Genomic DNA, 13,931 nt, shown 5'->3' on the forward strand with positions numbered 1-13,931 from the left:
GAAGTGTCCGACAGGGAACCGCCGCGCCGCCGCGTGCCCGGACCCGCCAAGCCGCCCCGGCCGCGGAACGCCGTCCGGCGGCAGCCGGGCCCCGGCGCCCGGCCGGTCCGGCGCCCCGGCGGGGCCCGGCCCATGCCCCCGCGCCCGCTCCGGCTCGGCAGCCCCCGGCCCCGGCTGCGCCTGGTCGGCCTCGCCCTGACCCTGGTGCTGCTCGCCTTCGTCGTACGGCTGCTCCAGGTCCAGGCCGTCGACGCGAGTTCCTACACGGCACGCGCCGAGCAGGACCGGTACGTGGTGCACACCCTGGCCGCGGAGCGCGGCGAGATCACCGACCGCAACGGTGTCGCCCTCGCCGTCAGCGAGGACGCGTACGACATCACGGCCGACCCGACCATGTTCGGCGCCCGGCAGCTGAAGATCGCCGACGGTCCGGAGCGGGCCGCCGCGCTGCTCGCCCCGATCCTCGGCCAGGACCAGGCCGCGATCGTCAAGAAGCTGCGGCCCGAGAACAGGAACTCCCGCTACACCCGGCTCGCCGCCCGGCAGACCCCGCAGGTCTGGAAGCAGATCAAGGACCTGAAGACCGCCCTCTCCCACAAGGCCGAGACGGACCACGCCACCGCCAACGTGCTGGCCGGCGTCTTCGCGGACCCCAGCAGCCAGCGCGTGTACCCCAACGGCGACCTGGCCGCCGGGATACTGGGCTGGGTCAACGCCGACGGCCGGGGCGGCGGCGGCGTCGAGCAGAAGCTGGACAAGCAGCTGTCCGGGAAAGCGGGCAAGGTCCGCTACGCCCAGGCCGGCGGGCGGGAGGTGCCCACGGCCGGGTCCACCGAGACGCCCGCCGTCCCCGGTGCCGACGTCGAGCTGACCATCGACCGGGACATCCAGTGGGCCGCCCAGAACGCGATCACCGAGCAGGTGAAGAAGTCCAAGGCGGACCGCGGCTACGTCATCGTCCAGGACACCCGCACCGGCCAGATCCTGGCCATGGCGAACTCGCCCGGCTTCGACCCGAACGACCTGTCGAAGGCGGACGGCGAGGCGATGGGCAACGCCGCCGTCCAGGACGCCTACGAGCCCGGCTCCACCGCCAAGGTGATGTCCATGGCGGCCGTGCTGGAGCAGCACGTGGCGACCCCGCTCACCCACGTCGTCGTGCCCAACCGGCTGCACCGCGGCGACCGGCTCTTCCAGGACGACATCGACCACGCCACCTGGCACCTCACGCTCAACGGCGTGCTCGCCAAGTCCAGCAACATCGGCACCATTCTGGCCACCGGCGAACTCGGCAAGAGCCAGCCCGAGGCCAACAAGATCCTCTACTCGTACCTGCGCAAGTTCGGCATCGGCGGCTACACCGGTCTCGGCTTCCCCGGCGAGACCCCCGGCATCCTCGCGGCGCCGCAGAAGTGGTCCACCTCGCAGCAGTACACGATCCCTTTCGGCCAGGGCTTCTCCATCAACGCCATGCAGGCCGCCTCCGTGTACTCGACCATCGCCAACGGCGGCGTCCGCGTCGAGCCGACCCTGGTGCGCGGCACCAAGGGCGCCGACGGGCGCTTCACCCCGGCGCCGAAGCCCCGGCAGACCCGGGTGGTCAGCGCGAAGACCGCCAAGAACGTCGCCCAGATGCTGGAGTCCGTCGTCGACGACGAGCAGGGCACCGGCGTGAAGGCCCGCATCCCCGGGTACCGGGTCGCGGGCAAGACCGGCACGGCCAACCGTGTGGATCCGGCCACCGGCCGCTACCGCGGCTACACCTCGTCGTTCGCCGGCTTCGCCCCCGCCGACAAACCGCGGATCACCGTCTACTGCGCCATCCAGAACGCCACCTCGGGCAGCTATTTCGGCGGCCAGATCTGCGGTCCGATCTACAAGCAGGTGATGGAGTTCGCCCTGAAGACCCTCCAGGTACCGCCGACCGGGGCGAAGGCCGCCAGCCTGCCCGTCGACTACAAGCCCTGATCAGCTCCCCCTGACCAGCACGGAAACACCAGGAACCAGCTCGTGACAACGATCACCCCCGGCGCCGGGAACCACGGGGCCGAGAACCCCTCACTTCGCTCCGGAGCGGGTGCGCCCGGTACGCTCACCGCCGTGCCACACGCTGATCAGTCCCAAACCACCCAGAAGGGCGCTTCCGTGACATATCCGGGACCGCCGCGACCGGTTCAGGTCTCCGCCGCACCCCTCGCGGAACTGGCCGATCAGCTGGGTGCCGCCGCTCCGGCCGGCTCCGCCGAGGTCACGGGAATCACCCACGACTCGCGCGCCGTCCGCCCCGGCGACCTGTACGCCGCCCTGCCGGGCGCCCGGCTGCACGGCGCCGACTTCGTCACCCAGGCCGCCGGCCTCGGCGCCGTCGCCGTGCTCACCGACCCGAGCGGCGCCGAGCGCGCCGCCGCGACCGGCCTGCCCGTCCTGGTCGTCGACGACCCGCGCGCGCGGATGGGCGAACTGGCGGCGACGATCTACGGCCGCCCCGGCCGCGATCTGCTCCAGATCGGCATCACCGGCACCTCCGGCAAGACCACCACCGCCTACCTGGTGGAGGGCGGCCTGAAGACCGCGCGCGCCACCGGCCTCATCGGCACCGTCGAGATGCGCATCGGCGACGAGCGCATCAAGTCCGAGCGCACCACCCCCGAGGCCACCGACCTGCAGGCCCTGTTCGCCGTCATGCGCGAACGCGGCGTCGAGGCGGTCGCCATGGAGGTCTCCAGCCACGCCCTGGTCCTCGGCCGGGTCGACGGCTGCGTCTTCGACATCGCCGTCTTCACCAACCTCAGCCCGGAACACATGGAGTTCCACTCCGACATGGAGGACTACTTCCGGGCCAAGGCACAGCTCTTCACCCCCGAACGCAGCCGGCTCGGCGTGGTCAACGCCGACGACGAGTACGGCCGCCGGCTCGCCGAGGAGGCGACCGTGCCGGTCGTCACCTTCTCCGCCGAGGGCCACCCCGACGCCGACTGGCGCGCCCAGGACGTCCAGATCGGCCCCATGGACTCGACGTTCACCGTCCTCGGCCCGAACGGCGAGCGCGTCCACGCCAAGTCGCCGCTGCCGGGCCCGTTCAACGTGGCGAACACCCTCGCCGCCGTCGTCGCCCTCGCCGCCGCCGGCCTCGACCCGCAGGCCGCCGCCGACGGCATCGCCGCCGTACCGGGCGTCCCGGGCCGTCTGGAGCGCGTCGACGCCGGGCAGGACTACCTCGCGGTCGTCGACTACGCCCACAAGACCGACGCGGTCGAGTCGGTGCTCAAGGCGCTGCGCAAGGTCACCAAGGGCCGCCTGCACATCGTCCTCGGCTGCGGCGGCGACCGCGACCAGACCAAGCGCGCCCCGATGGGCGCCGCCGCGGCCCGGCTCGCCGACACGGCCGTACTCACCTCAGACAACCCCCGCTCCGAGGACCCCCTCGCGATCCTCGCGACCATGCTCCAGGGCGCGGCCTCCGTGCCCGCGCACGAACGCGGCGAGGTGCTCCTCTTCGAGGACCGGGCCGCCGCCGTCGCCGCCGCCGTGGGCCGGGCCGCCCCCGGCGACACCGTGCTGGTCGCGGGCAAGGGTCACGAGCAGGGCCAGGACATCGCCGGCGTGGTCCGTCCCTTCGACGACCGCCAGGTGCTTCGCGAAGCTATCCAGAAGACCCAGGGATGAACTTGTGATCGCCCTCTCCCTCGCCGAGATCGCAGCAGTCGTCGGCGGGCAGACGCACGACATACCGGATCCGTCCGTGCAGGTCACGGGACCGGTCGTCCGGGACTCCCGGGAGGTGGTGCCCGGCAGCCTGTTCGCCGCCTTCGTCGGCGAGCGCGTGGACGGCCACGACTACGCCCGGGCGGTGACCGAGGCCGGCGCGGTCGCCGTCCTGGCCTCCCGGCCGGTCGGCGTCCCCGCCGTCGTGGTGGACGACGTCCAGACCGCCCTCGGTGCCCTCGCCCGGCACGTCGTGCGCCGGCTCGGCGCGACCCTCGTCGCCCTGACCGGCTCGGCCGGCAAGACCAGCACCAAGGACCTCATCGCCCAGGTGCTCCGGCGCAAGGCGCCGACCGTGTTCACGCCCGGCTCGCTCAACAACGAGATCGGGCTGCCGCTGACCGCCCTGTCCGCCACCGAGGAGACGAAGTTCCTCGTGCTGGAGATGGGCGCCCGCGGCATCGGGCACATCCGCTACCTCACCGAGCTGACCCCGCCGCGGATCGGCCTCGTCCTCAACGTCGGCACCGCCCACATCGGCGAGTTCGGCGGCCGGGAGCAGATCGCCCGGGCCAAGGGCGAACTCGTCGAGGCGCTGCCGTCGGCGGCCGACGGCGGCACCGCGATCCTCAACGCCGACGACCCGTTGGTCCGGGCCATGGCCTCCCGTACCCAGGCGAAGGTGGTCCTTTTCGGAGAGTCGGCCGAAGCGGACGTACGCGCCGAGAACGTGCGACTCACGGACAGCGGACAGCCCGCCTTCAGGCTTCACACACCCTCCGGTGCAAGCGATGTGACCATGCGCCTGTACGGTGAGCACCACGTGTCGAACGCGCTCGCCGCGGCCGCCGTCGCCCATGAGCTGGGCATGTCCGCGGAAGAGATCGCCCTCGCGCTCTCCGAGGCGGGCTCCCTCTCCCGCTGGCGCATGGAGGTCACCGAGCGCCCGGACGGCGTGACCATCGTCAACGACGCCTACAACGCCAACCCCGAGTCCATGCGGGCCGCCCTTCGGGCGCTCGCGTCCATGGGCAAGGGGCGCCGCACGTGGGCGGTGCTCGGCAAGATGGCCGAGCTGGGGGACGAGGCGCTCGCCGAGCACGACGCCGTCGGACGGCTCGCCGTCCGGCTCAACGTCAGCAAGCTCGTCGCCGTCGGGGGGATTGAGGCCTCCTGGCTGCAATTGGGCGCATATAACGAGGGTTCGTGGGGTGAGGAGTCGGTGCACGTGTCCGACGCACAGGCGGCGATCGACCTGTTGCGCAGCGAGCTGCGCCCGGGGGACGTCGTCCTCGTGAAGGCGTCCCGTTCGGTGGGGCTCGAAAGCGTCGCCCAGGCGCTCATCGAGGCCGGTGCCGAGGGTGAGGTCGCCGCCCGATGATGAAGCAGATCCTGTTCTCAGGAGTCATTGGCCTCTTCCTGACGCTGATCGGCACCCCGCTGCTGATCAAGCTGCTCGCCCGCAAGGGCTACGGCCAGTACATCCGTGACGACGGCCCGCGCGAGCACGCCAGCAAGCGCGGTACGCCGACCATGGGCGGTATCGCCTTCATCCTGGCGACGATCGCCGCGTACTTCCTGAGCAAGCTCATCACCGGTTACGCGCCGACCTACTCCGGACTGCTGGTCCTCGGCCTGATGTTCGGCATGGGCCTGGTCGGCTTCCTCGACGACTACATCAAGATCGTCAAGCGGCGGTCGCTGGGTCTGCGGGCCAAGGCGAAGATGGCCGGCCAGCTGATCGTCGGCATCGCCTTCGCCGTGCTCTCGCTGCAGTTCTCCGACGCGCGGGGCAACACCCCGGCCTCCACCAAGCTGTCGTTCATCACCGACTTCGGCTGGTCGATCGGCCCCGTGCTGTTCGTCGTCTGGGCGCTGTTCATGATCCTCGCGATGTCGAACGGCGTGAACCTCACCGACGGCCTGGACGGCCTCGCCACCGGCGCCTCGGTGCTGGTCTTCGGCGCCTACACGTTCATCGGCGTCTGGCAGTTCCAGGAGTCCTGCGCCAACGCGGGCACGCTGACCAACCCGGGCGCCTGCTACGAGGTGCGCGACCCGCTGGACCTCGCCGTGGTCGCCTCCGCGCTGATGGGTGCCTGCCTCGGCTTCCTGTGGTGGAACACCTCGCCGGCGAAGATCTTCATGGGCGACACCGGCTCGCTGGCGCTCGGCGGCGTCCTCACGGGCCTGGCCATCCTCTCCCGCACGGAGCTGCTGGTGGCCATCATGGGCGGCCTGTTCGTCCTCATCACCATGTCGGTCGTCATCCAGGTCGGCTCGTTCCGGCTCACCGGCAAGCGCGTCTTCCGGATGGCACCGCTCCAGCACCACTTCGAACTCAAGGGCTGGTCCGAGGTCCTGGTGGTGGTCCGGTTCTGGATCATCCAGGGCATCTGTGTGATCGTCGGACTGGGCCTCTTCTACGCGGGATGGGCAGCGGACAAGTGACCTCCACCTCGGAGCTCTTCGACTTCCAGGGCAAGCACGTCACCGTCGCCGGGCTCGGTGTCTCCGGCGTCCCGGCGGCGAAGGTGCTGCACGCGCGCGGGGCCGTCGTCACGGTCGTCAACGACGGCGACGACGCACGCGCGCGGGAACAGGCCGCGGAACTGCGGGCGCTCGGCATCACCGTGCGCCTGGGCGACGGGGCCACCCTGCCGGAGGGCACCGAGCTGATCGTCACCGCGCCCGGCTGGAAGCCCGACAAGCCGCTGTTCCTGGCGGCCGGGAAGGCCGGCGTGCCGGTCTGGGGCGACGTGGAGCTGGCCTGGCGCCTGCGCGGGCCCGACGCGGCCCCCTGGCTCGCCGTCACGGGCACCAACGGCAAGACCACGACCGTCCAGATGCTCGCCTCCATCCTGGGGGCCGCGGGCCTGCGCACGGCCGCCGTCGGCAACATCGGCGTCTCCCTGCTGGACGCGGTCCTCGGCGAGGAGCGGTACGACGTGCTCGCCGTGGAGCTGTCCAGCTACCAGCTCCACTGGGCGCCCTCCCTGCGGGCGCACTCGGCGACGGTCCTCAACCTCGCGCCGGACCACCTGGACTGGCACGGCTCCATGGAGGCGTACGCGCGCGACAAGGGCCGTATCTACGAGGGCAACAAGGTCGCCTGCGTCTACAACGTCGCCGACAAGGCCACCGAGGACCTGGTGCGCGAGGCCGACGTGGAAGAGGGCTGCCGGGCCGTCGGGTTCACCCTGGGCACGCCCGGACCCTCCCAACTCGGTGTCGTGGACGGCATCCTGGTCGACCGTGCCTTCGTCGAGAACCGGCAGAAGAACGCCCAGGAGCTGGCCGAGGTCTCCGACGTCAACCCGCCGGCCCCGCACAACATCGCCAACGCCCTCGCCGCGGCGGCCCTCGCGCGTGCCTTCGGGGTGCCCGCCACCGCCGTGCGCGACGGTCTGCGGGCCTTCCGCCCCGACGCGCACCGCATCGCGCACGTGGCGGACATCGACGGGGTCGCGTACATCGACGACTCCAAGGCGACCAACACCCACGCCGCGGAAGCGTCGTTGGCGGCATATGAACCGATCGTATGGATTGCGGGCGGTCTGGCGAAGGGCGCTGTCTTCGACGAACTGGTCGCCAAGTCGGCGAAGCGGCTCCGTGGCGCGGTCCTGATCGGCGCCGATCGTGCCCTGATCCGCGAGGCCCTCGCGCGACACGCGCCGGAAGTACCCGTGGTCGACCTCGACCGGACCGACACTGGGGCGATGCTCCAGGCGGTGACGGAGGCGAAGCGGCTGGCTCGGCCCGGCGACACGGTGCTGCTGGCCCCGGCCTGCGCTTCCATGGACATGTTCACCAACTACAACCAGCGCGGCGACGCGTTCGCGGCGGCGGTCCGCGAACTCGACGCCTGACCCCGGCCGCCCGCCGGGCGGATCTTGGGAGGGACGCGTGGGACGGTCGACGTTCAGTGGAGGCGCCGATGCCCGGTAGCCGTACCGGCAAACCGCCCGTACAGCGGGCGTCCCGGCGCCCCGCTGTCTCCCGCCCCCCGCGCGAGAACCCCGTCCAGCGGCTCTACACGCGCGCGCGGAAGGCCTGGGACCGGCCCCTGACGGCCTACTACCTGATCGTCGGCGGCAGCGTGCTCATCACCGTGCTGGGCCTGGTGATGGTCTACTCGGCCTCCCAGATCACCGCGCTCCAGCTGTCGCTGCCGGGGTCGTACTTCTTCCGCAAGCAGTTCCTCGCCGCGCTCATCGGCGGCGCACTGCTGTTCGCCGCCTCCCGCATGCCGGTGAAACTGCACCGGGCCCTGGCCTACCCGATCCTCGCCGGTGCCGTCTTCCTGATGGCCCTGGTGCAGGTGCCCGGGATAGGAATGGCGGTCAACGGCAACCAGAACTGGATCTCCCTCGGCGGCTCCTTCCAGATCCAGCCCAGCGAGTTCGGCAAGCTCGCCCTGGTGCTGTGGGGCGCGGACCTGATCGCCCGCAAACAGGAGAGGAAACTGCTGGCCCAGTGGAAGCACATGCTGGTGCCGCTGGTTCCGGTCGCCTTCCTGCTGCTCGGGCTGATCATGCTCGGCGGCGACATGGGCACCGCGATCATTCTCACAGCGGTCCTGTTCGGCCTGCTGTGGCTCGCGGGGGCACCGACCCGGCTGTTCGCCGGCGTACTGTCGGTCGCCTCCCTGATCGGGGTGCTCCTGATCAAGACCAGCCCCAACCGGATGGCCCGGCTCGCCTGCATCGGTGCCACCGAGCCCAAGGCCGGGGTCGCCGACTGCTGGCAGGCCGTGCACGGCATCTACGCCCTCGCCTCCGGCGGACTCTTCGGCTCCGGCCTCGGCGCGAGTGTGGAAAAATGGGGTCAACTCCCGGAAGCCCACACGGACTTCATCTTCGCCGTCACCGGCGAGGAACTGGGCCTGGCGGGGACGCTGTCGGTGCTCGCCCTGTTCGCGGCTCTAGGCTATGCGGGTATCCGCGTGGCCGGACGCACGGAGGACCCCTTCGTGAGGTATGCCGCGGGAGGTGTGACCACCTGGATCACCGCCCAGGCGGTGATCAACATCGGTGCGGTGCTCGGCCTGCTGCCGATCGCCGGCGTCCCTCTCCCGCTGTTCTCCTACGGAGGGTCCGCCCTGCTGCCGACCATGTTCGCCATCGGGCTGCTGATCGCCTTCGCGCGCGACGAGCCCGCTGCGCGGGCGGCGCTTGCGATGCGGCAACCCCGCTTTGGTAGAAAGCGGGCGGGAGGCTCCGGTGCCGAGCGGGGGCCTCGGAGATGGAACACGATGAGACGGCGTGCCTCGGCGGCGCGTTCGTCCGGAGAGCGGTGAATTTCGGTGCATGTCGTACTCGCCGGTGGGGGGACCGCCGGCCACATCGAGCCCGCGCTCGCCCTCGCGGACGCCCTGCGCAGGCAGGACCCCACCGTGGGGATCACGGCCCTGGGCACGGAGCGCGGTCTGGAGACCCGGCTCGTCCCGGAGCGCGGCTATGAGCTGGCGCTGATCCCGGCGGTGCCCCTGCCCCGCAAGCCCACGCCCGAGCTGATCACCGTCCCGGGCCGGCTGCGCGGCACGATCAAGGCCGCCGAGCAGATCCTGGAGCGCACCAAGGCCGACTGCGTGGTCGGCTTCGGCGGCTATGTCGCCCTGCCCGGCTACCTGGCCGCCAAGCGCCTCGGGGTGCCCATCGTGATCCACGAGGCCAACGCCCGGCCGGGCCTGGCCAACAAGATCGGCTCCCGGTACGCGGCCCGGGTCGCCGTCTCCACCCCGGACAGCAAGCTGCGCGACGCCCGCTACATCGGCATCCCGCTGCGCCGCTCCATCGCCACGCTGGACCGCGCCGCCGCCCGCCCGGAGGCCCGCGCCCGCTTCGGTCTGGACCCCAACCTGCCCACGCTGCTCGTCTCCGGCGGCTCACAGGGCGCCCGGCGGCTGAACGAGGTGGTCCAGCAGGTCGCCCCGTGGCTCCAGCAGGCCGGAATCCAGATCCTGCACGCGGTCGGACCGAAGAACGAACTGCCGCAGGTGCACCAGATGCCGGGAATGCCGCCCTACATCCCGGTAAGTTACCTGGACCGGATGGACCTCGCGTACGCCGCGGCCGACATGATGCTCTGCCGCGCGGGCGCGATGACCGTCGCCGAACTCTCCGCCGTCGGGCTGCCGGCCGCGTACGTTCCGCTGCCCATCGGCAACGGCGAACAGCGGCTCAACGCCCAGCCGGTGGTCAAGGCCGGCGGCGGGCTCCTCGTCGACGACGCGGAACTCACGCCCGAGTGGGTGCAGCAGAACGTGCTGCCCGTGCTCGCCGACCCGCACCGGCTGTACGAGATGTCCCGCTCGGCAAGCGAGTTCGGCCGCCGGGACGCCGACGAGCTGCTCGTCGGCATGGTGTACGAGGCGATCGCCTCGCGCCGTTAGGACCGTATGACGAAAGGGTAGTGAGCGTGGCCGGACCGACTACCGCCGAGCGCGGTGAACGCCAGCAGGAGTCGTCCGGCCCGCCGCCCGTCCGCAGGTTCGGAAGGCTGCGGCTTCGTACGATCGTCATCCTGGCTCTTCTCGTGCTCCTCGGAGCCGGTTCCGCCTGGGTGTTGTACGGCTCCGCGTGGCTGCGCGTCCGGCATGTCTCGGTGTCGGGCACGCTCGTGCTGACCCCCGCCGAGGTCCGCGAGGCGGCGGACGTGCCCGTCGGGGACCCGATGATCTCCGTCGACACGGAGGCCATCGAAGCTCGACTTCGACGGAAATTGCCCCGAATTGACACCGTGGATGTGGTGCGTTCCTGGCCGCATGGAATCGGACTGAAAGTGAGCGAGCGTACTCCGGTTCTGCTCGTCCGCACGGGCGGGGACTTCGTCGAAGTCGACGACGACGGTGTCCGGTTCGCAACGGTTCCGCAGGCGCCCGAAGGGGTTCCGACGCTGGAGTTGTCCGCCTCCCGGACCGGTTCGGGTGCCGCGAGCCTCCGGCGCTTCGGCACCGGCCGGCTGGTCCGGGAGGCCGTCCGGGTCGCCGGCGACCTGCCCGCCGCCGTCGCGCAGAGCACCCGGACCGTGCGAGTCCGTTCCTACGACGCCATCTCGCTGCGACTGGGCGACGGCCGCACGGTGGCATGGGGCAGCGGCGAGAACGGCCGCGCCAAGGCACGGGCCCTCACGGCTCTCATGAAAGCAGCTCCCGACGCGCGGTACTTCGACGTCAGCGTCCCCACCGCCCCGGCGTCATCGGGGAGTTGACGCACATCAGCGCAGGCCAGCACCCTGGTTGGGCACCGCTATGGCTGATCACATAGGGTGAAAAGAAAAACGGGAGGTTCGGCGTGTTCGTTGAACGGGCGCCACTTGTCGACTTAGTGTCCTGTTCAGAAGACTCCAGGGAACAGACACACTGGTAACCCTAAACTTCAAGGTTAGGGTTCGGGTCGGCGCTACGGACCGTCCCATTCGGCATCTGTCGTCCCGGCGCGGGGCACCGCGCGGTGGCGACAACGTAATTCGAGGCGAGAGGCCTTCGACGTGGCAGCACCGCAGAACTACCTCGCAGTCATCAAGGTCATCGGTGTCGGCGGCGGTGGTGTCAATGCCATCAACCGGATGATCGAGGTCGGTCTCAAGGGTGTCGAGTTCATCGCCATCAACACCGACGCACAGGCGCTGTTGATGAGCGACGCCGACGTCAAGCTCGACGTGGGCCGCGAACTCACCCGCGGACTCGGCGCCGGAGCCAACCCGGCCGTCGGCCGCAAGGCCGCCGAGGACCACCGCGAGGAGATCGAGGAGGTCCTCAAGGGGGCCGACATGGTCTTCGTGACGGCCGGCGAAGGCGGCGGCACCGGCACCGGCGGCGCGCCCGTCGTGGCCAACATCGCGCGCTCGCTCGGCGCCCTCACCATCGGCGTGGTCACGCGCCCGTTCACCTTCGAGGGACGGCGCCGCGCGAACCAGGCCGAGGACGGCATCGCCGAACTGCGCGAAGAGGTCGACACCCTCATCGTCATCCCCAACGACCGGCTGCTGTCCATCTCGGACCGCCAGGTCTCGGTCCTGGACGCCTTCAAGTCCGCCGACCAGGTCCTGCTCTCCGGCGTTCAGGGCATCACCGACCTCATCACCACCCCCGGTCTGATCAACCTGGACTTCGCCGACGTCAAGTCGGTCATGTCCGAGGCCGGTTCCGCCCTCATGGGCATCGGCTCGGCCCGCGGCGACGACCGCGCGGTGGCCGCGGCCGAGATGGCGATCTCCTCGCCGCTCCTGGAGGCGTCCATCGACGGCGCCCGGGGCGTGCTGCTCTCCATCTCCGGCGGCTCCGACCTCGGCCTGTTCGAGATCAACGAGGCCGCCCAGCTGGTCAGCGAGGCCGCCCACCCCGAGGCCAACATCATCTTCGGCGCGGTCATCGACGACGCCCTCGGCGACGAGGTCCGTGTCACCGTGATCGCGGCCGGCTTCGACGGCGGTCAGCCGCCGGCCCGCCGGGACAACGTCCTCGGTTCCGCCTCCGCGCCGGCCGCCGGCCGCCGCGAGGAGCCCGCCCCGGCCCGGCCGAGCGAGCCCAGCCGTCCGTCCTTCGGCTCGCTGGGCAGCGTCAAGCCGAAGGAGGAGCCGGAGCCGGCGCCCGAGCCGGTGGCCGACATCCCGGTCGCCCCGCCCGTCCCCCCGGCGCCGCGGCCCTCCTACGCGGACAGCGCGGCCGAGGAACTGGACGTTCCGGACTTCCTCAAGTGATAGGACGGCGCGAGAGCGTGAGCGGCGCGCACTTCGCCTTCACCGACCGGTGGGGCGGGGTGAGCGCCGCTCCGTATGAGGAGCTGAACCTCGGCGGAGCGGTGGGCGACGCGCCCGAGGCGGTGCGCGGCAACCGGGAGCTGGCCGCCAAGTCGCTCGGCCTGGACCCGGACCTGGTCGTCTGGATGAACCAGGTGCACGGCGCCGACGTCGCCGTGGTGGACGGGCCGTGGGGCATGGGGGTCCCCCCGCTCGAGCGAAGCAGCGAGGGGGGGAATCCGGTGCCGGAGGTCGACGCGATCGTCACCGCCCGGCGCGGACTCGGCCTGGCCGTCCTCACGGCCGACTGCGTGCCGGTCCTGCTCGCCGACCCGGTCGCCGGAATCGCCGCCGCGGCCCACGCGGGCCGGCCCGGCATGGTCAAGGGAGTCGTCCCCGCCGCCGTACGGGCCATGGTCGAACTCGGTGCGGAGCCGGGCCGGATCGTCGCCCGGACCGGGCCGGCCGTCTGCGGCCGGTGCTACGAGGTGCCGGAGACGATGCGCGCCGAGGTGGCGGCGGTCGAGCCGGCGGCGCACGCTGAAACGAGCTGGGGCACGCCGGCGGTCGACGTGAGTGCCGGCGTGCACGCGCAGCTCGACCGGCTCGGGGTGCACGACCGGGCGCAGTCGCCGGTGTGCACGCTGGAGTCGGGCGACCACTTCTCGTACCGCCGCGACCGCACCACCGGGCGGCTCGCGGGCTATGTGTGGTTGGACTGATGGGGCATGACGGACCGTAAGAGCGAACTCGCCGCAAACCTGGCCAAGGTGGAGGAGCGCATCACCGCCGCGTGCGTGGCGGCCGGCCGCAAGCGGGAGGAGGTGACCCTCATCGTGGTCACCAAGACCTACCCGGCGAGCGATGTGCGGATCCTGTCGGAACTCGGTGTGCGCCATGTCGCCGAGAACCGCGACCAGGACGCGGCCCCCAAGGCCGCCGCCTGTGCGGATCTGCCTCTGAAATGGCATTTTGTCGGCCAGTTGCAGACCAATAAGGTCCGTTCCGTGGTCGGTTATGCCGATGTCGTGCAGTCCGTCGACCGATCCCGGCTCGTCGCCGCGCTGTCGAAGGAGGCGGTGCGGGCGGAGCGCGAGGTGGGCTGTCTCCTCCAGGTCGCGCTCGACGCCGGGGCGGGCGGCAGGGGTGACCGCGGGGGTGTGGCCCCGGCCGGAATCGAAGAGTTGGCCGACCTCGTCGCCGAGGCGCCGGGGCTGCGGCTCGACGGGCTGATGACCGTCGCCCCGCTCACCGGCGAGTACGCGGGGCGTGAACAGGCGGCGTTCGGGCACCTCATGGATTTGTCGACTGACCTGCGCCGCGCCCATCCGACTGCAACCATGGTGTCGGCAGGGATGAGTGCGGACCTCGAACAGGCCGTGGCGGCCGGAGCGACACATGTGCGCGTCGGTACGGCGGTACTCGGAGTCCGCCCGAGGCTCGGGTAACGTCGCCAAGAAGTCGGACCACAGCAGAAAATATGG

General features: G+C 71.3%; 11 protein-coding genes. All 11 read left to right on the plus strand.

All coding sequences use genetic code 11. From position 1 onward, the window contains the following. Positions 1 to 3: 3 nt before the first annotated feature. The 11 genes from ACZ7KF_RS27785 (at position 4) to ACZ7KF_RS27835 (ending at position 13,895) form a co-directional block, all read left to right on the plus strand. Positions 4 to 1,968 (plus strand): peptidoglycan D,D-transpeptidase FtsI family protein, encoded by a 1,965-nt coding sequence (locus tag ACZ7KF_RS27785; protein ID WP_471080510.1) that lies wholly within the window; start codon positions 4 to 6, stop codon positions 1,966 to 1,968. A gap of 177 nt (positions 1,969 to 2,145) precedes the next feature. Further along, a complete protein-coding gene (locus ACZ7KF_RS27790; protein WP_471080512.1) occupies positions 2,146 to 3,666 on the plus strand; it encodes a UDP-N-acetylmuramoyl-L-alanyl-D-glutamate--2,6-diaminopimelate ligase in 1,521 nt (506 codons plus the stop codon). Between the two features lie 4 nt (positions 3,667 to 3,670). Beyond that, positions 3,671 to 5,086 carry a UDP-N-acetylmuramoyl-tripeptide--D-alanyl-D-alanine ligase gene (locus ACZ7KF_RS27795; protein ID WP_471080515.1) on the plus strand — a complete coding sequence of 472 codons (1,416 nt, stop codon included), beginning with the start codon at positions 3,671 to 3,673 and terminating at the stop codon, positions 5,084 to 5,086. Further along, positions 5,086 to 6,156 (plus strand): phospho-N-acetylmuramoyl-pentapeptide-transferase, encoded by a 1,071-nt coding sequence (mraY, locus tag ACZ7KF_RS27800; RefSeq protein ID WP_225822606.1) that lies wholly within the window; start codon positions 5,086 to 5,088, stop codon positions 6,154 to 6,156. Before ACZ7KF_RS27795 ends, mraY begins: the two co-directional genes overlap by 1 nt. Further along, positions 6,138 to 7,574: a UDP-N-acetylmuramoyl-L-alanine--D-glutamate ligase gene (murD, locus tag ACZ7KF_RS27805; RefSeq protein ID WP_471080518.1), complete on the plus strand. Its 1,437-nt coding sequence runs from the start codon at positions 6,138 to 6,140 to the stop codon at positions 7,572 to 7,574. Before mraY ends, murD begins: the two co-directional genes overlap by 19 nt. A gap of 68 nt (positions 7,575 to 7,642) precedes the next feature. Continuing rightward, a complete protein-coding gene (gene ftsW, locus ACZ7KF_RS27810) occupies positions 7,643 to 9,004 on the plus strand; it encodes a putative lipid II flippase FtsW (protein WP_471080521.1) in 1,362 nt (453 codons plus the stop codon). 6 nt (positions 9,005 to 9,010) lie between these two features. Beyond that, positions 9,011 to 10,099, plus strand: coding sequence for an undecaprenyldiphospho-muramoylpentapeptide beta-N-acetylglucosaminyltransferase (murG, locus tag ACZ7KF_RS27815; protein WP_471080523.1), 1,089 nt, complete (start codon positions 9,011 to 9,013; stop codon positions 10,097 to 10,099). Positions 10,100 to 10,125: 26 nt separating this feature from the next. Further along, positions 10,126 to 10,917 (plus strand): cell division protein FtsQ/DivIB, encoded by a 792-nt coding sequence (locus ACZ7KF_RS27820; protein WP_471080526.1) that lies wholly within the window; start codon positions 10,126 to 10,128, stop codon positions 10,915 to 10,917. A 279-nt stretch (positions 10,918 to 11,196) separates the two neighbouring features. After that, entirely contained in the window at positions 11,197 to 12,408 is a 1,212-nt protein-coding gene (gene ftsZ, locus ACZ7KF_RS27825; RefSeq protein WP_471080529.1) for a cell division protein FtsZ, read from the plus strand. Beyond that, positions 12,405 to 13,169 (plus strand): peptidoglycan editing factor PgeF, encoded by a 765-nt coding sequence (pgeF, locus tag ACZ7KF_RS27830; RefSeq protein ID WP_471080532.1) that lies wholly within the window; start codon positions 12,405 to 12,407, stop codon positions 13,167 to 13,169. Before ftsZ ends, pgeF begins: the two co-directional genes overlap by 4 nt. A 6-nt stretch (positions 13,170 to 13,175) precedes the next feature. Continuing rightward, on the plus strand, positions 13,176 to 13,895 hold the full coding sequence (locus ACZ7KF_RS27835) for a YggS family pyridoxal phosphate-dependent enzyme (protein ID WP_471080535.1): 720 nt from the start codon (positions 13,176 to 13,178) through the stop codon (positions 13,893 to 13,895). The last annotated feature ends 36 nt before the right edge of the window (positions 13,896 to 13,931 follow it).

The organism is Streptomyces sp. NPDC038200 (assembly GCF_055600785.1).